General features: G+C 60.3%; 26 protein-coding genes. All 26 read right to left on the reverse strand.

Going from position 1 to position 23,848, the window contains the following annotated elements:
* Positions 1-27: 27 nt before the first annotated feature.
* On the reverse strand, positions 28-1,164 hold the full coding sequence (gene flhB, locus AB4O22_RS18605) for a flagellar biosynthesis protein FlhB (RefSeq protein ID WP_223472842.1): 1,137 nt from the start codon (positions 1,162-1,164) through the stop codon (positions 28-30).
* Positions 1,165-1,167: 3 nt separating this feature from the next.
* Entirely contained in the window at positions 1,168-1,950 is a 783-nt protein-coding gene (gene fliR, locus AB4O22_RS18610; protein ID WP_003199115.1) for a flagellar biosynthetic protein FliR, read from the reverse strand.
* A 4-nt stretch (positions 1,951-1,954) separates the two neighbouring features.
* Positions 1,955-2,224 carry a flagellar biosynthesis protein FliQ gene (gene fliQ, locus AB4O22_RS18615; protein ID WP_003199113.1) on the reverse strand — a complete coding sequence of 90 codons (270 nt, stop codon included), beginning with the start codon at positions 2,222-2,224 and terminating at the stop codon, positions 1,955-1,957.
* A 23-nt stretch (positions 2,225-2,247) separates the two neighbouring features.
* A complete protein-coding gene (gene fliP / locus AB4O22_RS18620; protein WP_003199111.1) occupies positions 2,248-2,997 on the reverse strand; it encodes a flagellar type III secretion system pore protein FliP in 750 nt (249 codons plus the stop codon).
* Positions 2,997-3,434, reverse strand: a complete 438-nt coding sequence (gene fliO / locus AB4O22_RS18625; RefSeq protein ID WP_223472841.1) for a flagellar biosynthetic protein FliO — start codon at positions 3,432-3,434, stop codon at positions 2,997-2,999. Before fliO ends, fliP begins: the two co-directional genes overlap by 1 nt.
* Positions 3,435-3,893 carry a flagellar motor switch protein FliN gene (fliN, locus tag AB4O22_RS18630; RefSeq protein ID WP_003199107.1) on the reverse strand — a complete coding sequence of 153 codons (459 nt, stop codon included), beginning with the start codon at positions 3,891-3,893 and terminating at the stop codon, positions 3,435-3,437.
* A 71-nt stretch (positions 3,894-3,964) separates the two neighbouring features.
* Positions 3,965-4,933: a flagellar motor switch protein FliM gene (gene fliM / locus AB4O22_RS18635; RefSeq protein ID WP_003199105.1), complete on the reverse strand. Its 969-nt coding sequence runs from the start codon at positions 4,931-4,933 to the stop codon at positions 3,965-3,967.
* Positions 4,934-4,942: 9 nt separating this feature from the next.
* Positions 4,943-5,446 (reverse strand): flagellar basal body-associated protein FliL, encoded by a 504-nt coding sequence (gene fliL / locus AB4O22_RS18640; RefSeq protein WP_013692537.1) that lies wholly within the window; start codon positions 5,444-5,446, stop codon positions 4,943-4,945.
* Positions 5,447-5,677: 231 nt separating this feature from the next.
* On the reverse strand, positions 5,678-7,051 hold the full coding sequence (locus AB4O22_RS18645) for a flagellar hook-length control protein FliK (RefSeq protein WP_460096928.1): 1,374 nt from the start codon (positions 7,049-7,051) through the stop codon (positions 5,678-5,680).
* Between the two features lie 88 nt (positions 7,052-7,139).
* Positions 7,140-7,484, reverse strand: a complete 345-nt coding sequence (locus AB4O22_RS18650; protein ID WP_460096929.1) for an Hpt domain-containing protein — start codon at positions 7,482-7,484, stop codon at positions 7,140-7,142.
* 31 nt (positions 7,485-7,515) lie between these two features.
* Positions 7,516-9,222 carry an ATP-binding SpoIIE family protein phosphatase gene (locus AB4O22_RS18655; RefSeq protein WP_223472839.1) on the reverse strand — a complete coding sequence of 569 codons (1,707 nt, stop codon included), beginning with the start codon at positions 9,220-9,222 and terminating at the stop codon, positions 7,516-7,518.
* A 5-nt stretch (positions 9,223-9,227) separates the two neighbouring features.
* Complete coding sequence (locus AB4O22_RS18660) at positions 9,228-9,533, reverse strand: STAS domain-containing protein (protein WP_003199093.1); 306 nt, start codon at positions 9,531-9,533, stop codon at positions 9,228-9,230.
* A 102-nt stretch (positions 9,534-9,635) separates the two neighbouring features.
* Complete coding sequence (gene fliJ / locus AB4O22_RS18665; protein ID WP_003199091.1) at positions 9,636-10,085, reverse strand: flagellar export protein FliJ; 450 nt, start codon at positions 10,083-10,085, stop codon at positions 9,636-9,638.
* Between the two features lie 6 nt (positions 10,086-10,091).
* On the reverse strand, positions 10,092-11,450 hold the full coding sequence (fliI, locus tag AB4O22_RS18670; RefSeq protein ID WP_003199089.1) for a flagellar protein export ATPase FliI: 1,359 nt from the start codon (positions 11,448-11,450) through the stop codon (positions 10,092-10,094).
* Positions 11,440-12,285: a flagellar assembly protein FliH gene (fliH, locus tag AB4O22_RS18675; RefSeq protein WP_223472838.1), complete on the reverse strand. Its 846-nt coding sequence runs from the start codon at positions 12,283-12,285 to the stop codon at positions 11,440-11,442. The genes fliI and fliH overlap by 11 nt, the downstream gene beginning before the upstream one ends.
* A 7-nt stretch (positions 12,286-12,292) precedes the next feature.
* A complete protein-coding gene (gene fliG / locus AB4O22_RS18680) occupies positions 12,293-13,312 on the reverse strand; it encodes a flagellar motor switch protein FliG (RefSeq protein ID WP_003199086.1) in 1,020 nt (339 codons plus the stop codon).
* The gene (gene fliF, locus AB4O22_RS18685) at positions 13,305-15,089 is read right to left on the reverse strand and encodes a flagellar basal-body MS-ring/collar protein FliF (protein ID WP_003199084.1); all 1,785 of its coding nucleotides are present in this window, start codon (positions 15,087-15,089) and stop codon (positions 13,305-13,307) included. The genes fliG and fliF overlap by 8 nt, the downstream gene beginning before the upstream one ends.
* A 15-nt stretch (positions 15,090-15,104) precedes the next feature.
* Positions 15,105-15,431 carry a flagellar hook-basal body complex protein FliE gene (gene fliE, locus AB4O22_RS18690; protein ID WP_003184044.1) on the reverse strand — a complete coding sequence of 109 codons (327 nt, stop codon included), beginning with the start codon at positions 15,429-15,431 and terminating at the stop codon, positions 15,105-15,107.
* A gap of 223 nt (positions 15,432-15,654) precedes the next feature.
* Entirely contained in the window at positions 15,655-17,049 is a 1,395-nt protein-coding gene (locus AB4O22_RS18695) for a sigma-54-dependent transcriptional regulator (RefSeq protein WP_027912738.1), read from the reverse strand.
* Positions 17,050-17,054: 5 nt separating this feature from the next.
* Complete coding sequence (locus AB4O22_RS18700; RefSeq protein WP_411740622.1) at positions 17,055-18,263, reverse strand: sensor histidine kinase; 1,209 nt, start codon at positions 18,261-18,263, stop codon at positions 17,055-17,057.
* A 110-nt stretch (positions 18,264-18,373) separates the two neighbouring features.
* Positions 18,374-19,849 (reverse strand): sigma-54 dependent transcriptional regulator, encoded by a 1,476-nt coding sequence (locus AB4O22_RS18705; RefSeq protein ID WP_027912740.1) that lies wholly within the window; start codon positions 19,847-19,849, stop codon positions 18,374-18,376.
* Between the two features lie 169 nt (positions 19,850-20,018).
* Complete coding sequence (locus AB4O22_RS18710; RefSeq protein ID WP_027912741.1) at positions 20,019-20,315, reverse strand: hypothetical protein; 297 nt, start codon at positions 20,313-20,315, stop codon at positions 20,019-20,021.
* Between the two features lie 11 nt (positions 20,316-20,326).
* A complete protein-coding gene (gene fliS / locus AB4O22_RS18715) occupies positions 20,327-20,722 on the reverse strand; it encodes a flagellar export chaperone FliS (protein WP_003199073.1) in 396 nt (131 codons plus the stop codon).
* Between the two features lie 131 nt (positions 20,723-20,853).
* Positions 20,854-22,284 carry a flagellar filament capping protein FliD gene (gene fliD, locus AB4O22_RS18720; protein ID WP_027912742.1) on the reverse strand — a complete coding sequence of 477 codons (1,431 nt, stop codon included), beginning with the start codon at positions 22,282-22,284 and terminating at the stop codon, positions 20,854-20,856.
* Positions 22,285-22,366: 82 nt separating this feature from the next.
* Complete coding sequence (locus AB4O22_RS18725; protein WP_027912743.1) at positions 22,367-22,732, reverse strand: flagellar protein FlaG; 366 nt, start codon at positions 22,730-22,732, stop codon at positions 22,367-22,369.
* Between the two features lie 72 nt (positions 22,733-22,804).
* The gene (locus AB4O22_RS18730; RefSeq protein WP_027912744.1) at positions 22,805-23,653 is read right to left on the reverse strand and encodes a flagellin domain-containing protein; all 849 of its coding nucleotides are present in this window, start codon (positions 23,651-23,653) and stop codon (positions 22,805-22,807) included.
* Positions 23,654-23,848: the final 195 nt, after the last annotated feature.

A 23,848-nucleotide genomic window follows, 5' to 3' on the forward strand; every position in this document is an offset into this window, starting at 1 on the left:
CTCCCACAGCTTTTGTGCCAGCCCGACTCAGGAATCGCGGCGCAAATCCGGCGGGATCGGCAGGTCCTTGAGCGGTTCGGGGCGCTTGCCCTTGCCGGCGCGGTGCTGGCGGATCTGGTAGACGTAGGCCAGCACCTGGGCCACGGCAAGGTACAGGCCGCCAGGGATTTCCTGGTCGAGCTCAGTGGAGTAGTAAATCGACCGTGCCAGCGCCGGGGACTCGAGCAGCATCACCTCATTGGCCACGGCGATCTCACGGATCTTCAGCGCCAGGAAGTCACTGCCCTTGGCCAGCAACACGGGAGCGTTGCCTTTCTCGGGATCGTACTTGAGCGCCACGGCATAATGGGTCGGGTTGGTGATGACCACGTCGGCGTCAGGGATCGCGGCCATCATCCGCCGCTGGGACACCTCGCGCTGCAACTGGCGAATCCGCTGCTTGACCTCCGGCTTGCCCTCCGAATCCTTGTGCTCGTCGCGCACTTCCTGCTTGGTCATCATCAGCTTCTGCTTGCTCTGATACAGCTGGATTGGCACGTCGATGGCAGCGATCAGGATCAGGCCGCAGGCTATCCACAACGTACTCCAACCCACCAACTGCACACTGTGGATGATGGCCTGCTCCAGCGGCTCGTGAGCGATGCGCAGCAGATCGTCGATGTCGGCCTGCAACACCGTCAGCGCGACAAACAGAACCAGCAGGAATTTCCCGAAAGCCTTGAGCAGCTCCATCAGCGCCGTGGTGGAAAACATGCGCTTAAGACCAGCGGCGGGGTTCATCCGACTGAATTTGGGGGCCAGGCTACCGGCGGCGAACAACCAACCACCCAGGGAAATCGGGCCGATAACAGCGGCCAGCAACAAGAAGATCAGAACCGGTTGTATCGCCAGAATCGCGATTTTGCCTGAGTGCAGCAGATACTGGGCCATGGAGCCCGGCGTGAGCAGTACCTCACGGGGCAGCGAGAAATTCAGCCGCATGATTTCCAGCAGGTCCAGGGCCAACCCGCCACCATAAATCAGCAACCCACCTGCTCCGGCGAGCATCACCGCCAGGGTATTGAGCTCCTTGGAGCGGGCGGTCTCACCCTTTTCCCGGGATTCGCGCCGGCGCTTGTCCGTGGGGTCTTCTGTCTTGTCCTGGCCACTCTCGCTCTCGGCCATGGTTCAGCGTGCCTGTGCCATGTCGCGTAGCAGTTGCAAGGCCTGGATGGCCAGCGGCTGATACTGGTTGAGGATATCCCCCAGGCTGATCCAGAAAATCACCATGCCCAGCGTGAGAATCAGCGGGAAACCGATGGAGAAAATGTTCAACTGCGGCGCCGCCCGGGTCATCACGCCAAAGGCGATGTTGACCACCAGCAACGCGGTGATCGCGGGCAATACCAGCACCATCGCCGCACCCAGGACCCAACCGAGCTTGCCGGCGATTTCCCAGAAATGATTGACCAGCAACGCACTGCCCACCGGCATGGTGGTAAAACTCTCGGTCAAGACTTCGAACACCACCAGATGCCCGTTCATGGCGAGGAACAACAGGGTCACCAGCATCGTCAGGAACTGACCGATCACTGCCGTCGTCACGCCATTGGTGGGGTCGACCATGGACGCGAAGGCCATGCCCATCTGGATCGAAATGATTTGCCCGGCCACCACGAACGCCTGGAAGAACAGCTGCAGCGAGAACCCCATCAAGGTGCCGATGAGGATCTGCTCGGCCACCAGCATCAGTGCGCTGAGGTCCAGCGCATGAACCGAAGGCATCGGTGGCAGCCCGGGCGCGATGACCACCGTGATCGCCAGGGCGAAATACAAGCGCACGCGCCGGGGCACCAGGGTCGTGCCGAAGACCGGCATACTCATGAGCACCGCGGTGACGCGAAACAGTGGCAGGACGAACGATGCCACCCAGGAACTGATCTGGGTGTCCGTCAGCGCGAGCATCGACATGAGGTCAGCCGATCAACTGCGGAATACTGCCGTACAACTGCAGGATGTATTCCATGAAGGTTTGCACCAGCCAGGGCCCGGCGACGATCAGCGTCACCAACATCACCAGCAGGCGCGGCAGGAAGCTCAAGGTCTGCTCGTTGATCTGGGTCGCGGCCTGGAACATCGCCACCAGCAACCCCACCAGCAGACTGGGGATCACCAGGATGGCGACCATCGTGGTCGTCAGCCAGAGCGCTTCACGAAACAGGTCTACCGCTACTTCAGGCGTCATATCGTCCTATCCGCACAAAAGGCCTAAACACCGCCGAAACTGCCCGCCAGGGTACCGATGATCAGCGCCCAGCCATCCACCAGCACAAACAGCATGATCTTGAACGGCAGGGAAATGATCAACGGCGAGAGCATCATCATGCCCATGGCCATCAGGATACTGGCGACCACCAGGTCAATGATCAGGAAAGGGATGAAAATCATGAAGCCGATCTGGAAAGCGGTCTTGAGCTCGGACGTCACGAACGCCGGCACCAGGATGGTCAGCGGCGCCTGATCGGCACTGGGGATATCGGTGCGCTTGGACAGGCGCATGAACAGCTCCAGGTCGCTGCTGCGAGTCTGCGCCAGCATGAAATCCTTGATCGGCACTTCAGCCTTGGCCACGGCATCCTGGGCGGTGATTTTTTCTGCCAGGTAAGGTTGCAACGCATCCTGGTTCACCCGGTCGAACACCGGCGCCATGATGAACATGGTCAGGAACAGCGCCATGCCGGTGAGGATCTGGTTCGAGGGCGTCTGTTGCAGGCCCAGGGCCTGGCGCAGGATCGAAAAGACAATGATGATCCGGGTGAAGCTGGTCATCAGCATGACGAACGCCGGTATGAAACTCAGCGCCGTCATGATCAGCAGGATCTGCAGGCTGACCGAGTATTCCTGAGCCCCTTCGGCGTTGGTTCCGAGAGTAATCGCCGGGATCGACAGCGGATCGGCGGCGAACGCCAACGGTGCGGCCAGCATCAGGGCCAATGCCAACAGAATGCGCAACGGCATTACTTTCTATCCTTCTGGTCTTTACCCAACAGTTCCATGAGGCGCTGGGCAAATTCGGGGCTGGCCTGCTCGGCGGAGGGCACCTGCACCGGCTCCTTGAGGACGTGCAAGGCGGTGATGGTGCCCGGGCTCAGGCCCAGCAGGATCTGCTCATTGCCGACCTGCACCAGCACCAGCCGGTCGCGCGGCCCGAGCGCGCGGGAACCGACGATGTCGATGACCTGCCCCTTGCCAGCCGGCCCCGCCTGCTGCACACGCCGCAACAGCCAGGCGAGAAAGAAGATCAAGCCCAGCACCAGCAGCAAGCCGAGCACCAATTGCGCCAATTGCCCGGCGACACCACTGCCTGCTGCCGGCGCGGCGGCGGCCGTGGCAACCGGTTCGGCCGCCAGTACACTCAATGGCAGCATCGCGGCAGCTGCAAAGAAACCTTTCACTTAGCGCAACTTCTTGATGCGTTCGCTCGGGCTGATCACGTCCGTCAGGCGAATGCCGAACTTCTCGTTGACCACCACCACTTCGCCGTGGGCGATCAAGGTGCCGTTGACCAGTACATCGAGCGGCTCGCCGGCCAGGCGGTCCAGTTCGATCACCGACCCCTGGTTGAGCTGCAGCAGGTTGCGGATGTTGATGTCGGTGCTGCCCACTTCCATGGAAATCGACACCGGGATATCGAGAATCACATCCAGGTTCGGGCCATCGAGCGTCACCGGCTCATGACTCTTCGGCACGCTGCCAAATTCTTCCATCTGCAGGCGGCTGGACGCATGGGCGCCAGTGTCGGCCGCCAGCAAGGCGTCGATGTCGGCTTGCCCGGCATCGCCGGTTTCTTCCAGGGCCGCAGCCCATTCATCGGCCAGCGCCTGGTCATCCTGGGTATTCATATCGTCAGCCATCATGTGTCCTCGGCGGGCAAAATTCAGTTAGAAGCAAAAATCCGTTACAAACTTAAGGTGTTCGACACCGCTCAGCGGCGTTCGATCGGCTCGATCACCTGCAACGCCAGGTTGCCTTTGTGAGAGCCCATCTTGACCTTGAAGGCCGGCACGCCATTGGCGCGCATGACCATGTCTTCCGGCATCTCGACGGGGATGATGTCCCCCGGCTGCATGTGCAGGATGTCACGCAGACGCAGTTGGCGCCGAGCGACTGTAGCGCCGATCGGCACGTCGACATCCAGCACGTCCTGGCGCAAAGCGTTGATCCAGCGTTCGTCCTGGTCGTCGAGGTCCGACTGGAAGCCGGCGTCGAGCATTTCACGCACCGGCTCGATCATCGAGTACGGCATGGTCACGTGCAGGTCGCCACCACCGCCATCGAGCTCGATGTGGAAAGTCGAGACCACAATGGCCTCGCTTGGGCCGACGATGTTGGCCATCGCCGGGTTCACTTCCGAGTTGATGTACTCGAAGTTCACTTCCATGATCGCCTGCCAGGCTTCCTTCAAGTCGACGAAGGCCTGCTCCAGCACCATGCGCACCACCCGCAGCTCGGTCGGGGTGAATTCCCGACCTTCGATCTTGGCGTGACGGCCGTCACCACCGAAGAAGTTGTCCACCAGCTTGAACACCAATTTGGCGTCCAGGATGAACAACGCGGTGCCGCGCAACGGCTTGATCTTCACCAGGTTGAGGCTGGTGGGTACGTACAGCGAGTGCACGTACTCACCGAACTTCATCACCTGCACACCACCGACGGCCACGTCGGCCGAGCGGCGCAGCATGTTGAACATGCTGATGCGGGTGTAACGGGCGAAACGTTCGTTGATCATTTCCAGGGTCGGCATGCGTCCGCGAACGATGCGATCCTGGCTGGTCAGGTCGTAGCTTTTGACGCTGCCCGGTTCAGCAGCGTTTTCGGTCTGTACCAGACCGTCGTCGACACCATGCAACAGCGCATCGATTTCGTCCTGGGACAGCAGGTCTTGCACGGCCATGTCGTGTTCCTACTGCAATACGAAGTTAGTGAAGAGCAACTGTTCGATCACCACTTTGCCAAGCTCTTTCTGAGCGACTTCCTGCACGCTGGCCGTGGCTTTCTGACGCAACATTTCCTGGCCGACCGGAGTGGCCAGGGTGTCGAAATTCTGTCCGGAAAACAGCATCACCAGGTTATTGCGAATCAGTGGCATATGCACCCGCAGCGCCTCCAGGTCAGCCTGGTTGCGACCCAGCAGGGTAATGCTCACCTGCATGTAGCGTTGACGACCGTTCTGGGTGTAGTTGGCCACGAAGGCTGGCGCCATCGGTTCGAAAATCGCCGGCTGCTTGCCCACTGGCGCAGCTTCGACCGCGACTGCCGGCTTGCTTTGAGCGCTGTGCATGAAATACCAGGTCGCACCCACAGACACACCGATCGCCAGGAGCAAACCCACCACGATCATGATGATCAGCTTGAGTTTGCCTTTGGTTGCAGGGTCTTTTACAGCTGCTGCTTCACTCTTCGCCATGCCAATAATCCGTCACTAATCGGGGTTTTCACTGTTGCACGGCAAGGCTGGAGCAAGTGTTATGCCAGAAGTGGCAAGAGAGAAGATGGCGGGCCGGGTGCAATCTTTGATCGCCCAAAAAGCAATGTGGGGAGCGAAGCTTGCTCGCGATAGCAGTGGATCTGTCACTACAAGGGTGACTGACAGTCCGCTATCGCGAGCAAGCTCGCTCCCACAGAGGGTGTTGAGGCGTCAGGCGTAGTAGTCGACCGCGCTGCTGCCGATGACGCTGGTGGTACTGGCCGCTACTTCAGCAACGCTGGCCGGCAGGTGCTCATCCACCGAGTCCACTCGCCCACCGGACGACGTCGTGCGCCCGGCCTGGGCTTGTTGCTGGGCCTGCTGCCCCTGGTTCTGCGACCCACGGGATTGATCGGACACGCTGACGTCGACCTGGCCCATGCCCTGCTGGGCAAAACTGTCCCGCAGGCGATGCAACTGGCCTTCGAGGGCTTCGCGAACGCCGGAGTGGGCGCTCATGAACGTGATCTGGGTCTGCTGGTCCGGAACCATGTTCACCCGGATATCCAGGCGCCCGAGTTCGGCCGGTTGCAGCTGGATGTCGGCCGCCTTGAGATTGACGCTGGACAGGTACATCACCCGGTTGACCACCTCTTCGGTCCAACCGCTCTGATTCATCGCGATAGGTTGATTGACCGGCACCGCGTTGGCAGTCTTGGGCGTAGCAGCCTGGGTCAGTGCGGCCAGGCGGTTGGCGAAATCGTCCACGCGAGTATCACTGGAAGCGGCGCCGAGGTCCTTGAGGCCCTCGCTGATCAAGCCGCCGAATGCCTTGTCGCCGCCCTGACTGCCGGACTCGGTACTGTTCTGATCGGCCTGCACGGTGAGCATGCCCGCCATGCCTGCGGCGAAGGTCTGCGCCGAAGTCGGCTCACCGTCGAGCGACGCCGGGGCAGTAGTCTTGGATTGCGCCTGGCTAGCGGCGGAAACATGACCGCCCTGCTCCATCGCCAAGCGCAACGCTGGCAACGCATCGAGCGGATCGGCTTCAGGGTCAAAGGCTGGATCGACCTCCGGGACCACCGCAGCCTGGGCCGGCGTGACCAGCGGGACAAGCGGTGCCGCGACGGCCGTGGTGACCTGAACCTCGGTCGTGACCACAGGCGCAGGTTCCGGTGCGATTGTCGCCACCGGCACCGTCATGTCGGGCAGCAATCCTGGATCAAGGCTCGGATCGACGGGTGCAGCATCCACCACCGGCGTTTCAGCCGAGTCAGCGTTGTCGTCGCGGGCGGCCTTGTCGTCAGCGCTGGCCGGTTTGTCGGCGGGCAAGGGTTTGCCGCTATCGGCAACCGTCGGCTCCGAGGCGGCAGGGGTTTGGTTGCCGGTGTCTTTTTTGACGGTGTTGCTGGAGGTGTTGTCGCGCGCCGATTTCACCGGTGGCTCAGGGGCCGCCGCTGCCTTGGCAGGCGCCTGCTTGGCGAAGACTTGAGCGAAGCTGGAGGCTCTATCCCCGAGATCCGGGGCCGCTGCCGGTGAATTGACGGCGACCTGGGGCTTGGCCTGGACAGAGGCCTGAAGCAATGTATTGGGGGTAACGGGCATAAAAAGGTCTCCGCTGCACTGGAATCATAGGTACAGTCGAGACTAGGCAATGCAAGGCACGGGCCAACGTCTGTCCGGCCGTCGAATCTCAGCAGTGAAAGCCTTCGCGCTCTTCCCGGCAAAGCTTGCGAACATGAGCGAATTCACTGTCGATTTCGTTGACCAGTTTCTCGATACCACTCAATGACGGCTGTTTGGCACGCTGTTCCAGTTCGCCACACAGCTCGGCCAGGCGGATAGCGCCCATGTTGCTGCTGCTGCCCTTGAAGCTGTGGGCCGTGGCGCTCAGTTTTTCAGCGTCCCGTGCCTCGTGCAGCACGCGCAGGCGAGCCTCCGAGTCGTTGAGAAACGTATCCAGCAACTCCAGATACCCCTCCTCCATGACTTCCTTCAGCGTGCTGAGCACGTCGCGGTCCAGATGAATCTCGTTCACTTGTTCGCTCCCTGATCAAGAATGGCGCCGATTATGCCGGAGCCTCCCAGAAAAACTCCACGCGCGCACTACGACCATCGTCTGACCAACTGGCTTGGTGGCTCAACTGGCGTACCAGGCTCACACCGCGCCCCGACAACCGATCAGTGTCCACAGGACGCGCCAGCACCCTGGAGACATCAAAGCCCTCGCCACTGTCCTCGACCTCTATGGCCAGGCACCCACCCTCACCGTTTGGCGAGACATGCAAGTGCACCCGAACATAGCCGTCGCTCAGTTCATCCAGGCGCGTATTGCGCTCCCTGTAATAGCGGGCAAAACCCGCCGCGTCACGCTTGAGACTGGAGTCGAGCCCCAGCACCCCATGATCCAGGGCATTGGAATACAGCTCCGACATGACGCTGTAAAGGGCGCCACTCTGCACCCTGAGCCCATGGACCTCAAGCAGCAATTGCAGCAAGTAGGGCATCGGGTTGAAGCGTTTTAGCGTCTGCGCCCGGAACTCGAAGCTCACCGACCAATCCAGCGGGCTGGACTGGCCGCTATCGGAATAGACAGGCGGCGGCGGATTGAGTTGCGTTGGTGCGACCAGTCGCACCTCGACCATGCTGAAATCGTCACGGGCCTCACCACGAAAATCCTGCAGGGCCTGCTGGATATCCTCAAAAAGACGGTCAGGTTCACGGTTGGCTGAAAACACCTGCTGCAACCGTTCCACGCCAAAAGGCTGGTCGTCGCGATCACTGGTCTCGATTACGCCGTCGGACAACAGGAACACCCGATCCCCCAGCGACATGGTATGCACTTCGGTGCGGTCATCGAATAACTGAGGTGTGAGCACGCCCAACGGCAGGTGCCGCGCCGGCAATGGCGTACGCACGCCACTGAGGCTGTCATGCAGGTATCCATCGGGCATGCCGCCGTTCCAGATCTCTACCGTGCAACGCTGGAAGCTCAGGCATAACAACGTCGCGCAACAGAACATGTCGACGGGCAGGATGCGCTTGAGCTTGGCATTCATCTCACGCAGGATCTGCGCCAGGCCGTAGCCCTTGGCGGTCATCCCGTAGAACACTTCCGCCAGCGGCATCGCGCCGACCGCCGCGGGCAAACCGTGGCCGGTGAAATCCCCCAGCAGGACGTGCATGTCGCCGGCCGGATTGAACGCTGCCAACAGCAGGTCACCGTTGAACAAGGCATAAGGCGATTGCAAGTAACGGATGTTCGGCGCGCTCAGGCAGCCGGAGTGGGCGATCTTGTCGAACACGGCCTTGGCGACCCGTTGCTCGTTGAGCAAGTAGTCATGGTGCCGGGCAATCTGGTCGCGCTGCTCCACCACCGTGGCCTGCAACCGACGCAAGCGATCCATGGCCTTGATCTTGGCCGCCAGGATCACTTGGTTGTAGGGTTTGGCCAGGAAATCGTCGCCGCCCGCTTCCACGCAACGGGCCAGGGCTTCGCCCTCAGTCAACGAGGTGAGGAAAATGATCGGGACCAACTGGTCCCCGGCCAACTGCTTGATCTTCTGCGCGGCTTCAAAGCCGTCCATCACCGGCATCATCGCGTCCATCAACACCAGGTGAGGACGCTGCTCCAGATAGACGTTAACCGCTTCGGCGCCATCGGCCGCAGTGAGCACATGATGCCCCTGGCGGCGGACGATGGTCGACAACAGCAGTCGATCAGCGGCACTGTCTTCGGCAATCAGGACCGTCAGCGACTCCGATGACGATTGCATGGCGATCAACTGATGTCGAACAGCTTGTCGAAATTGGAGATCGCGAGGATTTTCTTGACGTCATTGCTGCTGTTGACAACGCGGATATCCGACGCATCGCCACCGGCATGATCACGCAACAGCAGGAGCATGCCCAAGGCGGAACTGTCGAGATAAGTGGCGTCTTTCAAATCCACCACGATGGAGTCAGGTTTTTTGTTGAGCCGTTCATAGGACTCACGAAATTCCTGATGCCGCCCGAAATCGAATCGACCTTTGATCGAGATCGTCAGCTTATGCCCATCGGGGGATACTTCGGTAACAACTGACATGATCGGCTTCCTTGTCATGGACATACGTGTACAAGGTGTAGCATCTGGTAAAGGTCTGAGCAAGGTTTTGCCTCATTCAGCCGACAAAATCGCGGTTTCGCATCAATAGGGATTCTGGCGTGGCAGGCGCTGGGACAACTCATCGAGGAGTTTCTGTTCGCGCTTGTCTTCCAGTTGCCGTGCCTCATCAATATAGCGCTGCACCAGTTTGCGCAGCCCTTCGACCCGGGCAAACGCCTCTTGCCAGCTCTGACGGGCCTTCTCCAGGTTGTTCTGGTGCCAGACCAGGCTCTGGCGCTGCTGGTCGATAGCGGTACCCAACTGCGCAAGGAATCCTTGATAACCCAACAACCACTGCCCGGAAACCCCGTGGGCGCCCCGGGCGATCCACTGCTCCTGATACTCGAGTCGAAAGTTTTCGAGGTCTGCCAGTTTGCTTTCGGCGACTTTGACCTGGCCCTGAAAATACGCCAGTCGCTGGACGGCAGTCTTCTCGGCCTTTTCCGCCATGTCCACCACTGGCGCCAGGCGTGCCGCACGACTCGTGGCCATGGCCGGTTACGTGCCTGAGACCGGGGCGAAAATAGTCTGCAAATGCGCTTCGCTGGCGCCCATGCCGATGTTGTCGTTCAGGCTCTGGCGCAGGTAAACGGCCATGGCCGGGTAAAGACTGATGGCGGTGTCGGTCTCGCGGTCACCACCGGGGACATAGGCGCCGACGCTGATCAGGTCGCGGCTTTGCTGGTAGCGCGACCAGTACTGCTTGAACTGCTGGGCGCGCTTCATGTGTTCGGCGCTGATCACCGACGGCATGACCCGGCTGATGGACGCCTCGATGTCGATGGCCGGGTAATGCCCTTCTTCGGCCAGGCGCCTGGACAGCACGATGTGCCCGTCGAGTACGCCCCGGGCCGAGTCGGCGATGGGGTCCTGCTGGTCGTCGCCTTCGGACAGCACGGTATAGAACGCGGTGATCGAACCGCCGCCCTTTTCCGCATTACCGGCGCGCTCCACCAGTTTCGGCAGCTTGGCGAATACCGAAGGCGGATAACCCTTGGTGGCCGGCGGCTCGCCGATGGCCAGGGCGATTTCCCGCTGGGCCTGGGCGAAACGGGTCAGCGAATCCATCAGCAACAGGACATTCTTGCCCTTGTCGCGGAAGTACTCGGCAATGCGCGTACAGTACATGGCTGCCCGCAGGCGCATCAATGGCGCATCGTCCGCCGGCGAAGCCACCACCACCGAACGCTTGAGCCCTTCCTCGCCGAGAATGTGCTCAATGAATTCCTTGACCTCACGACCCCGCTCGCCGATCAGCCCCACCACGATGATGTCTGCTTCGGTAAAGCGGGTCATCATGCCCAGCAGCACACTCTTGCCCACCCCGGTACCGGCGAACAGGCCCAGGCGCTGGCCGCGACCGACCGTCAATAAACCGTTGATGCAGCGGATACCCACGTCCAGCGGTACGCTGATGGGATCACGCTTGAGGGGGTTGATCGTCGGGCCATCCATCGGCACCCAGTCTTCAGCCTTCATGCCGCCCTTGCCGTCCAAGGCCCGCCCGGCCCCGTCCAGCACGCGCCCGAGCATGCTCATGCCCATGGGCAGGCGGCCGTTGTCGGCCAGGGGCACCACGCGCGCACCCGGGGCGATGCCAGCAACGCTGCCTACCGGCATCAAGAAGACCTTGCTGCCGGAGAAACCCATGACTTCGGCTTCGACCTGCACCGGGTGATAGCTGTCGTCGTTGATCACCATGCAACGGCTGCCCATGGCGGCACGAAGACCTTCGGCTTCAAGGGTCAGGCCAACCATGCGCAGCAGGCGGCCTTCCAGGATCGGTTGGCCGGCCAGCTCGCTGGCCTCGGCGTAGCTGCCCAGGCGCTTGCCGAAACTGGTTCGCTCAAGACGCATCGCGGCTGTCCAGTGCAGAAGCGTCCAATTCAGGCACATCCAACCCGGCATCGGCCGGTGCGGCATCAGCGCTGATCAGGGGTTCGTCCGGCAACTCCAGGCTCAGATCGGGAGCGGCCGGATGCAGGGCCTGTTCGTGCAACTGGTCGAACAATTTGGCCATGATCTGACTGATGCGCGTTTCAACGGTGGCGTCGATGCGGCTGTGTTCGGTTTCCACACGGCAGCCGCCGGGCAGCAGCGAAGCGTCCTCGACGATGCGCCAGGTTTCTTCATGGCGTTCACGCAGGGCCTTGACCAGCTCGAAGTCCTGGGGATTGATGTACAGCCGCACGTTGCCCACGCCCAATGGCAACAACTTGAGCGCTTCGCGCATGACATGTTCGATCTGGGTCGAATCGATGGCCAGTTCGCGCTGGATCACTTGCCGGGCGATGTGCTGCACCAGCCCCACCAGGGACTTCTCGATCTGGCTGTCCTGCTCGGCGATAGGGTCGAACAGGTTGAGCATCAGCGATTCCAAGGCACGGAGCTTGGCCGTCAGCGCCACATCGGCTTCCTGGCGGACCTTGAGCGTCGTGCTGTGGAAACCTTCCTTTTCACCCACGGCAAAGCCTTCGTTGTAGGCTTCCTGGCGAATGCTCTCGACTTCCTCGAGGGTCAGTGGCTGGACTTCCTCCAGCGGCACTTCCTCCGGTTCCGGCAGCTCTTCCACCGGTTCCGGCTCAGGCTCGGGAACATGGGGGTCGAAGCTGGGCAGCGACCAGACGTCGAAACCACCGACGTCACGGGCGCGGATCAGGTCGCTGGGTGCTTCATCACTCTTGGCAGACATAACGACCTTAGATCATCTCTTCGCCGCCCTTGCCACCGAGAACGATCTCCCCGGCTTCGGCCATGCGGCGGGCGATGGTGAGGATTTCCTTCTGTGCGGTTTCCACGTCGCTGACGCGTACCGGGCCCTTGGCCTCGAGATCGTCGCGCAACAGTTCGGCCGCCCGTTTGGACATGTTCTTGAAGATCTTTTCCTTGACGCCTTCGTCCGACCCCTTGAGGGCCAGTACCAGCACGTCGGACGACACTTCGCGCAACAGCGCCTGGATGCCACGATCGTCGACATCGGACAGGTTGTTGAACACGAACATGAGGTCCTCGATCTGACCGGACAGGTCTTCGTCGAACTCGCGGATCGAGTCCATCAACTGACCTTCGATCGAACTGTCGAGGAAGTTCATGATGTCCGCCGCGCGCTTGATGCCACCCAGGGTGGTGCGCGAGGCATTGGAGTTGCCCGAGAACTGCTTCTCGAGAATCTGGTTCAATTCTTTCAGGGCCGCCGGCTGCACGGTGTTGAGCGAAGACACCCGCAGGATGATGTCCAGGCGCACCTTGTGGTCGAAGTTGCCCAGCACTTCACCGGCCTGGTCCGGATCGAGGTAAGCCACCACGATCGCCTGGATCTGCGGGTGCTCGTACCGGATCACGTCGGCAACCGCCCGCGGCTCCATCCACTTGAGGCTGTCCAGGCCGCTGGTGTTGCCGCCCAACAGGATCCGGTCGATCAGGCCGTTGGCCTTGTCCTCGCCCAGTGCCTGGGTGAGCATCTTGCGCACATAGTCGTCGGAACCGACGCCCAGGCTGGTCTGATCGCCGACGATGTCGACGAACTCACTCATCACCTGCTCGACCTGTTCACGGTGCACGTTGCCCATTTGTGCCATGGCCACGCCCACACGCTGGACCTCCTTGGGCCCCATGTGGCGCAGCACCTGGGCAGCGTCGGTCGAACCCAGGGACAGCAGCAGGATCGCGGCTTTGTCGACCCGGGACAATTTGGCAACAGCGGCTCGATTATCACTCATCTGCGTTAATCCACTCTTTCACGACCTGGGCCACACGACCCGGATCTTCTGCCACCAGACTCTTGATGGCGTTCAACTGAGCGTCATAGCCTTCACTCGGGCTTGGCAGCAGAATGCTCTGCGGCCCGCCGAGGCTGACGCGATCGTTGGCCAATTCGCCATCCAGGCCGCCCATGCCTCCCAGCTCGACATCACCAAAACCTGCCAACTGCTTGCTCTTGCCGCCACCGGTGATGTTGTTGAGCACCGGACGCAGCACGCCAAACACCAGCACCAGGATAAACAGCACACCCAGTACTTGCTTGACCACATCCCAGAACCAGGGTTGCGAATAAAACGGAATATCGGCGACCACTTCACCGCGTTCCAGGGAGAACGGTACGTTGATCACGCTGACGCTGTCGCCGCGGCTGGCGTCGAAACCGACGGCGTCCTGCACCAGGCGAGTAAAGCGCGCCAATTCGTCGGCACTCCATGGTGCACGACTGGTTTCGCCGTTGGCCGCATTGACCTTGACCTGATCGTCCACCACCACGGCGACCGACAAGCGGGTCAAACGGCCCTGCTGCTGCTTGGTGTGGCTGATGGAGCGGTCGAGTTCGAAGTTCTTGGTCGACTGCTGACGCTTGTCGGCCGGATACGGCGCCAGCATCGGCTGGCCGGTGGCCGGGTCCATGATCTGCTGGCCATTGGCATCGATCAGCGGTTGGCCTGGCTGCACCATGCCGGCGGCCGCCGTGGCGCCACCGGTGGTCTGCGGCGCGCTGGCCGGCGACGGCGGCTGGTTGCTCAGGGCACCCGGTACGCCTTGCGGGCCATTGCTGGCGGTACGCTGCTCATTCACCGACTGTTCGCTGCGCAACGCCGGTTGATCCGGGTTGAACTGCTCGGAAGTGGACTCGACGGCGCTGAAGTCGACATCAGCCGACACTTCGGCTTTGTAGCGATCGTTACCCAGGATCGGTTGCAGGATGTTGTGCACCCGCTGGGTCAGCATGCCTTCCATGCGGCGGCTGTAATCGAATTGCTTGCCGGCCATGGTCAGTTCGGAGTTTTCCGCCTGATCGGACAGCAGGTTGCCTTTCTGGTCGACCACAGTGATCTGCGATTTGCTCAGCTCAGGTACGCTGGTTGCCACCAGGTTGATGATGGCAAGCACTTGGCCTGGCTCCAGGGAGCGGCCCGAATACAGCTCGACCAATACCGAAGCGCTGGGCTTGCGCTCATCGCGCACGAACACCGAGCTTTTCGGGATCGCCAGGTGCACACGGGCGCCCTTGACGTTGTTCAGGCTGGAAATGGTCCGCGCCAGCTCACCTTCCAGGCCGCGACGATAACGGGTCGCTTCCATGAATTGGCTGGTGCCCAGGCCCTGGTCCTTGTCGAGGATCTCGAAACCGATGTTGCCATCGGTAGGCGTCACGCCAGCCGCAGCGAGCTTGAGGCGCGCCCGGGCAACGTCATCGGCCTTGACCAGCAACGCGCCGGAGTTGGGTTCGACGGTGTAAGGAATGTCGGCGGAAGCCAGGGTTTCCATGACTTGCTTGGCGTCCATGCCCGCCAGGCTGCCATACAGCGGACGGTAGTCCGGCTGCTGGGACCACAGCACCACGGCAAAACCAATCGCCACGCTGGCAGCCAGGCCGACCAACAGGCCCACCTGACGCAGCATGGTCATCTCGGAGAGATTTTCCAGGAAGGACAGACCGAATAGCGGCGGTTTGCCGTCTACCGGAGTGGCCTTGGCCGGAACGTTATCAACGGCTGCTTCTGCCATGACTCAATAATTTCCTTAAACCGGCATCTGCATGATGTCTTGGTAGGCTTGAACCAGTTTGTTACGAACCTGGGTCAACGCCTGAAACGAGACACTGGCTTTCTGCGAGGAGATCATTACGTCCGTCAGGTCGACGCCACTTTTGCCAATCTCGAAAGCACTGGCCAACTGGTTCGATGCCTGCTGGGTATCGTTCACTTTATTGACGGCCTGACCGAGCATGTCGGAAAAGCTGCTGCCACCCACCTGGGGGACCGCGACCGATTTAGGCTGGGCCATGGCGTCCATTTGCATGGACCGCATGTCCAACATCAACCGATTAAATTCAATACCTTGGCTCATGGTCTACTCTCTCTGGCGGCCCGCATTTTTTTGACACTTACTCAGCGGGTATTCAGGTATTAGCAACAAGGGTGCCAGCTCCATGGCCGCAAAAAACAAATGCGCGCACAACTCCATTGTGGGAGCGAGCTTGCTCGCGATAACCCATCACATCCGACCTCGACTTGACTGACCCACCGCTATCGCGAGCAAGCTCGCTCCCACAGGGATTTTTGGCGCTTATTCAACTGGCGAACAGATAAGCCTCGACGTCCATGCCGGCGTCGCGCATTTGCGCCAGTTTGTAGCGCAGGGTACGCGGGCTGATACCCAGGCGTTCGGCCGCTTCCTTGCGACGACCGCGTTCGGCGCGCAGGGTGTCGATGATCATCTGGAACTCGCGACGACGCAGATCGTCTCCCAAGGCGCCGGCCGACTCGCCCTCCACTTCCACCGCAGAGGCAAAGGCCGCCGCTGGTACTGGAGACAGAGCAGGCAACGGCGCGCAGGCCACCGGCCCGGCCAGGCAGAAATCCTCCGGCTGGATCAAGCCGCCCTGCTGCAGGATCAAGGCCCGCTGAATGGCGTTATCGAGCTCTCGGACATTTCCCGGCCATGGGTAGGCAATCAGGCAGGCCTGAGCCTGCGCTGATAACCGCGCCGCCGCATGCTTCATTTTATTGACGTGCTTGTTCAGAAGACGCTCAGCCAGCGGCAGGATATCGGCGGTGCGCTCGCGCAACGGACGCCAGGCCAGCGGGAATACCGACAGACGGTAGTAGAGGTCCTCACGAAACCGCCCCGCCGCCACTTCGCCGGCCAGGTCGCGGTTGGTGGTCGCCACCACGCGGATATCCAGGCTGATAGGCTTGCGCGCACCGACCCGCTCCACTTCTCGCTCCTGCAATACCCGCAGCAACTTGGCCTGCAAGCCCATCGGCATTTCGGAAATTTCATCGAGCAGGATCGTGCCGCCGTCGGCCTGTTCGAATTTACCGGCCTGGGCCGCGATAGCCCCCGTGAACGAGCCCTTTTCGTGGCCGAACAATGTCGCCTCGAGCATGTTGTCGGGAATCGCCGCGCAATTGATGGCGATGAACGGTTCGCTGGCGCGTCGGGACTGTTGATGGATATAGCGCGCCAGCACTTCCTTGCCCGTACCGGACTCGCCGGAAATCAAAACGGTTGAGTCGCTGCGCGCCACCCGCGCGGCCAATTCCAGCAGTTGCGCACTGGCTGGTTCAATGGCCACCGGGCCTTCGCCCTCGACCGCGAGGCTGCCCAAGGCATGACGCGCGACCAGGTCCAGCAGCGCTTTTGGCTCGAACGGCTTGACCAGGTAATCCGCGGCGCCCTGGCGCATGGCATCCACCGCTCGCTCGACGGCGCCGTGGGCAGTCATCAGCAAGACCGGCAGTTGCGGCTGACGGGCGCGCAACAGGCCGAGCAATTGATGGCCGTCCATGCCCGGCATATTGACGTCACTGACCACCAGGCTGAATGCTTCGCGGCCCACTGCCTGCAGCGCTTCTTCCGCCGAACCGACGGCGGCGTAGTCATGCCCGGCCAGCACCAGCGTATCGGCCAGCGCCTCGCGCAGGGCCCGGTCATCCTCAACCAGTAACACCTTGATCGCCATTGCTTTCACTCCACCCCTGGCGCATTGGAAAACAGCGGTAAGCACACCGTCGCACAGGTGCCACGACCCAGCCGCGAGCGCAGTTGCAATTCTCCCTGATGGGCACGCGCCACAGCCTTGACCACGGTCAGGCCCAGGCCGGTGCCAGTGGTCTTGGTGGTGAAAAATGGCTCGCCCAAGCGCGCCAGCACGGCCGGCGCGATACCACTGCCGTTGTCGCTGACACACAGGCGCAAGGTGTGATCACGTGTATATAAGTGCACTTTCAGCCGGACGTCGCCGCCGCTGGCCTGGATCGCGTTTTCGATAAGGTTCAACACCGCGCCCACCAACGTGTCGCGGTTACATAACACTTCGCCGACGTGGCTGTCGCACTGCCAGCGTATCGGCAACTCCTGTACATGGGTCAACGCCGCGGCCTGCAGGGATTGCAGCAAGGCCTTGGGGGTGACACGGTCGGTCAACGGCAGCTCGCCGCGAGCAAATACCAGCATGTCGCGCACCTGGTGCTCCAGTTCGTGCAGGCGCTCTTTCAAGCGTCCGGCGAACCGTTGCTGAGTTTCCATCGGCAATTGCTGTTCAGTCAGATGACTGGCATAGAGCAGCGCGGCAGAAAGCGGCGTACGAATCTGATGGGCCAGCGACGCTACCATCCGCCCCAGGGAAGACAGGCGCTCATGGCGAGCCAGCTGGTCTTGCAAGTGACGGGTTTCAGTCAAGTCATTGAGCAGCACCAACTGCCCCGGCTCGGCATCCAGCGAGCGCGTCGAGATGGACAGGCGCCGACCGTCCTTGAGGGAGACCTCATGACCATCGTCTTCACGGGGCGCAAAGCAGCGGGCGATGACATGCCGCCACAGCTCGCCTTCCAACGGCAGGCCGAGCAACTCGCAGGCCGCGGGGTTGGCTTCGCGCACACGGCCGTGGGCGTCGATGACGATAACGCCACCGGGCAACAGATCGAGGAGATTTTGCAGACGATTAGCCAGGCGTTCCTTTTCCGCCAGCTCCTGCATGCGCTGGGCGCTGACCACGGCCAGCTCACCCTTGAGCTCGGTGACCCGGGCTTCGAGCAGGCTGTAGGAATCAGTCAGTTGGCTGGACATCTGGTTGAACAGCGAAAATGCCTGCTCAAGTCCTAGCCGGCTTGCCTGCTCGGCGGACGGCATGTGTCCCGGCTCAGGGACAGGAGACATCTGGGCGACTTGGGTCATCGTGCTCTCTCGCTTGGCTGACCGTCAGTTAAACGGAACGTTGCGAGGGCTATAGCAATACCCGTGCCGAAAAAAAACCGCCTGAAAATCAGGCGGTTGGAAAACAGGCGTCAATCATCCGCCTGTTCATCTCCGTCGCGACGGCTCATGCCGTACTTGCGCATCTTCTCCACCAGGGTGGTACGGCGGATGCGCAGGCGTTCTGCGGCGCGGGCCACGATACCATTGGCATCGTCCAGCGCCTGCTGGATCAGCCCTTGTTCCAAGCCTCCCAGGTAATCCTTGAGATCCAGGCCTTCGGGCGGCAACAAGGCATTGGCGGTGAAATCCGGCGTATGACCATTGATTGCCACCCGCTCCTCCAGGTCGCTTCGCAGGCTGTCGACCATTTGCTCGTCTTCATCGTCGACGTAGCGGAATTTCTTCGGCAGCTCGTTCACGCCGATCACCCCATACGGGTGCATGATCGCCATGCGCTCCACCAGGTTGGCCAGTTCACGGACGTTGCCCGGCCAGCCATGACGGCACAGGGACATGATCGCCGCCGAGTTGAAACGAATCGAACCGCGCTTTTCGTGCTCCATGCGCGAGATCAGTTCGTTCATCAACAACGGAATGTCTTCGACCCGCTCGCGCAGTGGCGCCATTTCGATCGGGAAAACGTTGAGGCGGTAGTAGAGGTCTTCGCGGAAACTGCCAACCTCGATCATGCTCTCGAGGTTCTTGTGCGTGGCGGCAATGATTCGCACATCGACGCTCTGGGTCTTGTTGCTGCCCACGCGTTCGAAGGTGCGCTCCTGCAGGACCCGCAACAGCTTGACCTGCATCGGCAGCGGCATGTCGCCGATTTCGTCGAGAAACAGCGTACCGCCATTGGCCAGTTCGAAACGCCCGGCGCGGCTAGTGATCGCGCCGGTAAAGGCGCCCTTCTCATGACCAAACAGCTCGCTCTCCAGCAACTCGGCCGGGATCGCGCCACAGTTGACTGGCACGAACGGCGCTTCGCGGCGCTTGGAGTGGTAATGCAGATTGCGCGCAACCACTTCCTTGCCGGTGCCCGATTCGCCCAGGATCAGCACGCTGGCGTCGGTATCGGCGACCTGCTGCATCATCTGGCGCACGTGCTGGATCGCCCGGCTGGTGCCGACAAGGCTGCGGAACAGGTTGGGTTCGCGATGCCTGCCGCGCTCACGGGCCTGGTCGTACATCTCGCGATAAACCTGCGCGCGATGCAGCGAATCAAGCAGCTTGCTGTAGCTGGGCGGCATTTCGAGCGTGGAAAGTACTCGGCGGCGCTGGTCCTCAGGCAAGTCAAGGGAAGAATTTTCGCCCATTAACAAAACCGGAAGGAACTCATCCCAGGTTGAGAGTGTCTTTAGCAAGCCCAAAAGCGTTGCGGGAGCATTTACGGTCCCGATAAGGACACAGATGACTTCACGACTGGACGACAATGAGCCGACAGCCTGCTGCCAGTCATGGCTTCCGCAGGGTAAATTTTCTTCTCCAAGAAAATTCAGGATCACCGCCAAGTCGCGGCGGCGGACGCTGTCGTCATCGATCAGGAGAATTTTGGTTTCACGCCACATGCAATAGCAACTTCCCTAGTCAACCCAATGCCCGAAATTAGGGGGCAAGCTAGACGCTTGCAGACTTGTCATGCCTGTAGACGCCTTAAATCTGTAAACAGTTACTAGTTAAGTCAAAAAACCGCGCACAGTCAAATTTATGGCGCAACGAGCTCGGATTAACTGAGCATTAACCGAACAGATGGTAAACCTTTGCCGCGCTCTGTGCTTGATGGATCTGTTGCATCTCGTCGACGATCGCCTGACGCTCTCCTGTCGCCGCCTCCAGCAATTGCCGATACACCCCTAGCAACTCCTCAAGATTGATCCGCAACGCCGCCTCATCCACCTGGGACTCGCCCAGGACGTCTTCCATGCAGGAACGGCAAGCCAGGTCCAACTGACCGATGGCCTCCCAGTTTCGCTCGGCCAGGGCATCAACCAAGGCATCACGGGTTTGTTCGATTCGCTGCAGGACAAGACTCATGAGAGCACTCCTTAGAATTGCGGACCAGGCGCGGCAATGGCATCCCAGCCTTCCTTGACCGTGTGAAGCAGATCGGCGACTTCGTCGAGGATCTTCGCATCGGCCTTGACGTTGGCTTCGGCCAGACGTTTCATCATGTAAGCGTAAAGAGCGTCCAATTCAGCGACCGACTCGGCCCGATTTTCCAGGTCCAGGCCTTCACGCAAACCACCGACGATGCCGATGGCCTTGCTGATCAGAATGCCTCTGTTTGCAATATCCTTGCGCTCCAGCGCGCCCTTGGCTTGGGCGATACGATCCAGCCCGCCTTCCATGAGCATCTGAACAAGACGATGGGGACTCGCTTCGGAGGTTTGCGCTTGGGCGCCAATCTTCTGGTATTGGCGAAGGGCCAACATCGGATTCATGTTCTACCTCATCTAAAAACTTCAGTTCGTATAAACAGCGTATCGACGCTGCGTCAAAAAACTTTAGACCGAAAAGCCGAAAGCCCGGAACGTTGTCAAAACGTTGCCGGGCTTTTTGCATCGCTCGAAAATCAGCTGTTTTTCTGCTGGGCCGCCATCGCTTCGAACATGGAGGTGATGTTACTGGCGGTGGCTTTCAGCTTGCCGACCAGGGTATCCATGTCGTTGTATTTTTTGGTCAGCGTGGCGGTCAGGGTCACAACCCGGCGATCCAGGGCTTCCTGATCGTTCTTCAGCCGGGCCTGGGTCCTGTTCAGCGTTGTGGTCCGCTGATCGAGGATACCGCCAGTCTGGGTATAGGGTTCGATAGCCTTGCCCATGCGCTCCAGCAAGCCATTGGTGCCCGTGAACAACGTCTGGACTTCACCGCTGAGCTTTTTATCGTTCATCGCTGTGGTGAATTTGACGCTATCGAAGTTCAACGCACCCGTCTTCTGATCGGTGGTAATACCCAACTGAGCCAGCGACGTCAGCTTGTCGCCGGCGCCGGTTTCAGACAAGGGCGTTCGAATCGCCGCCAGCAGCGAGCGAGGCAACGCGTCACCGGTCAATTTTGCCGACACCGTCAGCTTCCCATCATCGTCGAGCGACGGCTTGGTCAGTGCGGTGACGCTATTGGCGATCGCGTTATAGGCATCGACGAATTTCTGGATCGAGGCTTTCAGGCCATCGTTGTTCGGCGCCACGGTAACGGTTGAAGTGCCGCCGTCTGCTACTCCGAGCAAGTTCAACGTCAATCCGGAAATCGCCGTGCTTACCGTATTGCTCTGGCTCGTCAGTTTCATGCCATCGACAGTGAAATTAGCGTCCATGGCCAGGGCCCCGATGGCACCCGCCGAAGTGGCCGTCAGCGGATCAGTGCCGGCACCCACAACGTTCGTGCCATCGATCTCCAGCCCCGCGATGCCGCTCACCGAGATATCGGAACCTGCGCCGGTAGTGGTTGAACCCAACACCAGGCGCGAACCGAAAGAATCGGTGATGATGTTCGCACTGACACCGGCAGCCTTGAGCGAAGAGTCGGCGTTGATCGCGTCACGGACCGATTGCAGGGTCGAACCATCCGGCACATTGAGGTTGTAGTTGACCCCCTTCTGCGAGATGGTCATCGTACCCGATGGGATGGCACTGGTCGTACCACCAGCGAAAGCCGCCGAAGTGACTTTGGACGCAGTGGCCAAGTTGGTGACTTTGATTGCGTAAGTGCCATTCACCGCCGAGTTGCTGGCGGTAGCGGTGAGGACACCGGGAGAGGAAGACGTTGCAGCAAAACCCGAGAATTGCGGGGTCGTTGTGCTGGACAAGTCCTTCATCGCGGTATTGAAAGCCGCCAACAACGACTTCAGGGTTCCCACCCCGGAGATACTGTTGGTAGTCGTCGTCGTCGCTCGGGTGATCTGACCTTGCTTGGCGGCCTTGTCGGAATCGACCAGCGCCTTGACGATTGCGGTGGTATCAAGGCCAGAGCCTAGACCCAAGCCAGGTAGAATTGGACTTGCCATGTGGGACTCCCTTCAGTGTGTCGCCGGCCTTTTGACCCTTACAACGCCCAAAAGAACATAGCAACAAAATTCGTGCCAGTTGTCAGGCTTCGGCGCTGAACAACAAGCTGTTTGCATCATTCAAACTGTTGGCCAGTTTCAGAACCTCTTCGTTCGGGATCTGGCGAATCACTTCACCGGAACCACTGGCAATCACTTTGACCACTACTTTGCCTGAAGGCTCATCAATAGAGAACTCCAGGTTGCGCTTGACCGACTGAACGAACTTCTCGATTTCCTGAACGGCCTTCTTGAGTTTGTCCTGCTCGGCGGCAGCGTCTTTAGGAGCTTCCTTGACCGGGGTCACGGTAGCAACCTCGGCTTGAGGCTTCTCCACCGGCTTGTCGGCCACGGTAGGTGCCGGCTTCGCCGCTGGATAAGACAAGTTCAGCTTCACGCTCATATCCATGTCCATCACCTCTTGAACGGAAAAAGCGAGAGAGCACGCAAGCGCACTCCCCCGCTAAAACTCATCCGGCTATTACTGAAGCAGCTTCAGTACAGCGGATGGCAGTTGGTTGGCCTGGGCCAGAACCGAAGTAGACGCTTGCTGCAGAGTCTGCTGCTTGGTCAGTTGTGCAGTTTCAGCAGCGAAGTCGGTATCTTGTACGCGACCCAGTGCAGCACTGGCGTTTTCGTTGATGTTCTGCAGGTTGGAGATGGTGCTGTTCAGACGGTTCTGGGCAGCACCGAGGTCAGCACGGGCGGCGTTGATGGTATCGATGGCGCTGGTGATCGCGTCCATGGCGGCCGAGAAGTTGCTTTCAGCAGTAGCGCTGTCGGAACCAACGATGGTGGTCGCAGAACCTACACCCAGGGTTGTAGCGTCGAAGCTGGCGCTCAGGGTCAGGGTGATCTGGTTGTCCGTACCGGTGTTCGAACCGACCTGGAAGGTCATGGTGCTGGCGGTACCGTCAAGCAGGTTCTTGCCGTTCAGGTTGGTGCTGTTGGCGATACGGGTCAGTTCGTCGCTCATCTGCGAGAACTCTTTGTTCAGAGCGATACGGTCATCTGCGCTGTTGCTGTCGTTACGGGACTGGATGGCCAGTTCACGCATACGTTGCAGAATGTTGGTTTGCTCTTGCATCGCGCCTTCAGCGGTCTGCGCCATGGAGATACCGTCGTTGGCGTTTTTGATCGCCATGTTCTGACCGCGGATTTGCGAGGTCATACGGGTAGCGATCTGCAGGCCGGCGGCGTCGTCTTTGGCGCTGTTGATTTTCAGGCCGGAAGACAGGCGGGTCATCGAAGTGGACAGAGCGTCGGAAGCCCGGTTGAGGTTCTTCTGAACGTTCTGCGATGTGACGTTAGTGTTTACTGTTAAAGCCATGACGAATTCCTCGTTGGTTGGGTACTGCGGCTTCCGGCCCTTGGCAACCGCCGGGGGTGTGGCCTAGAGAACCTTCGTAATAGTTATCGTCGGATTAGGAACTTGCTTGAGGGCTTTTTTCAAAAAATTTGCTAGCAGACTGCCACCCCTTGAGAAACAAGGGTTTAGCCGAGGGTGAAGGCCCGAAAAATGGCG

The sequence above is a fragment of the Pseudomonas sp. S3_B11 genome (assembly GCF_054667715.1).

Excerpts from the sequence above, each read along its gene's own strand:
- flhB (WP_223472842.1), bottom strand. The coding sequence starts at position 1,164 with ATGGCCGAGAGCGAGAGTGGCCAGGACAAGACAGAAGACCCCACGGAC.
- fliR (WP_003199115.1), bottom strand. The coding sequence starts at position 1,950 with ATGTCGATGCTCGCGCTGACGGACACCCAGATCAGTTCCTGGGTGGCA.
- fliQ (WP_003199113.1), bottom strand. The coding sequence starts at position 2,224 with ATGACGCCTGAAGTAGCGGTAGACCTGTTTCGTGAAGCGCTCTGGCTG.
- fliP (WP_003199111.1), bottom strand. The coding sequence starts at position 2,997 with ATGCCGTTGCGCATTCTGTTGGCATTGGCCCTGATGCTGGCCGCACCG.
- fliN (WP_003199107.1), bottom strand. The coding sequence starts at position 3,893 with ATGGCTGACGATATGAATACCCAGGATGACCAGGCGCTGGCCGATGAA.
- fliM (WP_003199105.1), bottom strand. The coding sequence starts at position 4,933 with ATGGCCGTGCAAGACCTGCTGTCCCAGGACGAAATCGATGCGCTGTTG.
- fliL (WP_013692537.1), bottom strand. The coding sequence starts at position 5,446 with ATGGCGAAGAGTGAAGCAGCAGCTGTAAAAGACCCTGCAACCAAAGGC.
- AB4O22_RS18645 (WP_460096928.1), bottom strand. The coding sequence starts at position 7,051 with ATGCCCGTTACCCCCAATACATTGCTTCAGGCCTCTGTCCAGGCCAAG.
- AB4O22_RS18655 (WP_223472839.1), bottom strand. The coding sequence starts at position 9,222 with ATGCAATCGTCATCGGAGTCGCTGACGGTCCTGATTGCCGAAGACAGT.
- AB4O22_RS18660 (WP_003199093.1), bottom strand. The coding sequence starts at position 9,533 with ATGTCAGTTGTTACCGAAGTATCCCCCGATGGGCATAAGCTGACGATC.
- fliJ (WP_003199091.1), bottom strand. The coding sequence starts at position 10,085 with ATGGCCACGAGTCGTGCGGCACGCCTGGCGCCAGTGGTGGACATGGCG.
- fliI (WP_003199089.1), bottom strand. The coding sequence starts at position 11,450 with ATGCGTCTTGAGCGAACCAGTTTCGGCAAGCGCCTGGGCAGCTACGCC.
- fliH (WP_223472838.1), bottom strand. The coding sequence starts at position 12,285 with ATGTCTGCCAAGAGTGATGAAGCACCCAGCGACCTGATCCGCGCCCGT.
- fliG (WP_003199086.1), bottom strand. The coding sequence starts at position 13,312 with ATGAGTGATAATCGAGCCGCTGTTGCCAAATTGTCCCGGGTCGACAAA.
- fliF (WP_003199084.1), bottom strand. The coding sequence starts at position 15,089 with ATGGCAGAAGCAGCCGTTGATAACGTTCCGGCCAAGGCCACTCCGGTA.
- fliE (WP_003184044.1), bottom strand. The coding sequence starts at position 15,431 with ATGAGCCAAGGTATTGAATTTAATCGGTTGATGTTGGACATGCGGTCC.
- AB4O22_RS18695 (WP_027912738.1), bottom strand. The coding sequence starts at position 17,049 with ATGGCGATCAAGGTGTTACTGGTTGAGGATGACCGGGCCCTGCGCGAG.
- AB4O22_RS18700 (WP_411740622.1), bottom strand. The coding sequence starts at position 18,263 with ATGACCCAAGTCGCCCAGATGTCTCCTGTCCCTGAGCCGGGACACATG.
- AB4O22_RS18705 (WP_027912740.1), bottom strand. The coding sequence starts at position 19,849 with ATGTGGCGTGAAACCAAAATTCTCCTGATCGATGACGACAGCGTCCGC.
- AB4O22_RS18710 (WP_027912741.1), bottom strand. The coding sequence starts at position 20,315 with ATGAGTCTTGTCCTGCAGCGAATCGAACAAACCCGTGATGCCTTGGTT.
- fliS (WP_003199073.1), bottom strand. The coding sequence starts at position 20,722 with ATGAATCCGATGTTGGCCCTTCGCCAATACCAGAAGATTGGCGCCCAA.
- fliD (WP_027912742.1), bottom strand. The coding sequence starts at position 22,284 with ATGGCAAGTCCAATTCTACCTGGCTTGGGTCTAGGCTCTGGCCTTGAT.
- AB4O22_RS18725 (WP_027912743.1), bottom strand. The coding sequence starts at position 22,732 with ATGGATATGAGCGTGAAGCTGAACTTGTCTTATCCAGCGGCGAAGCCG.
- AB4O22_RS18730 (WP_027912744.1), bottom strand. The coding sequence starts at position 23,653 with ATGGCTTTAACAGTAAACACTAACGTCACATCGCAGAACGTTCAGAAG.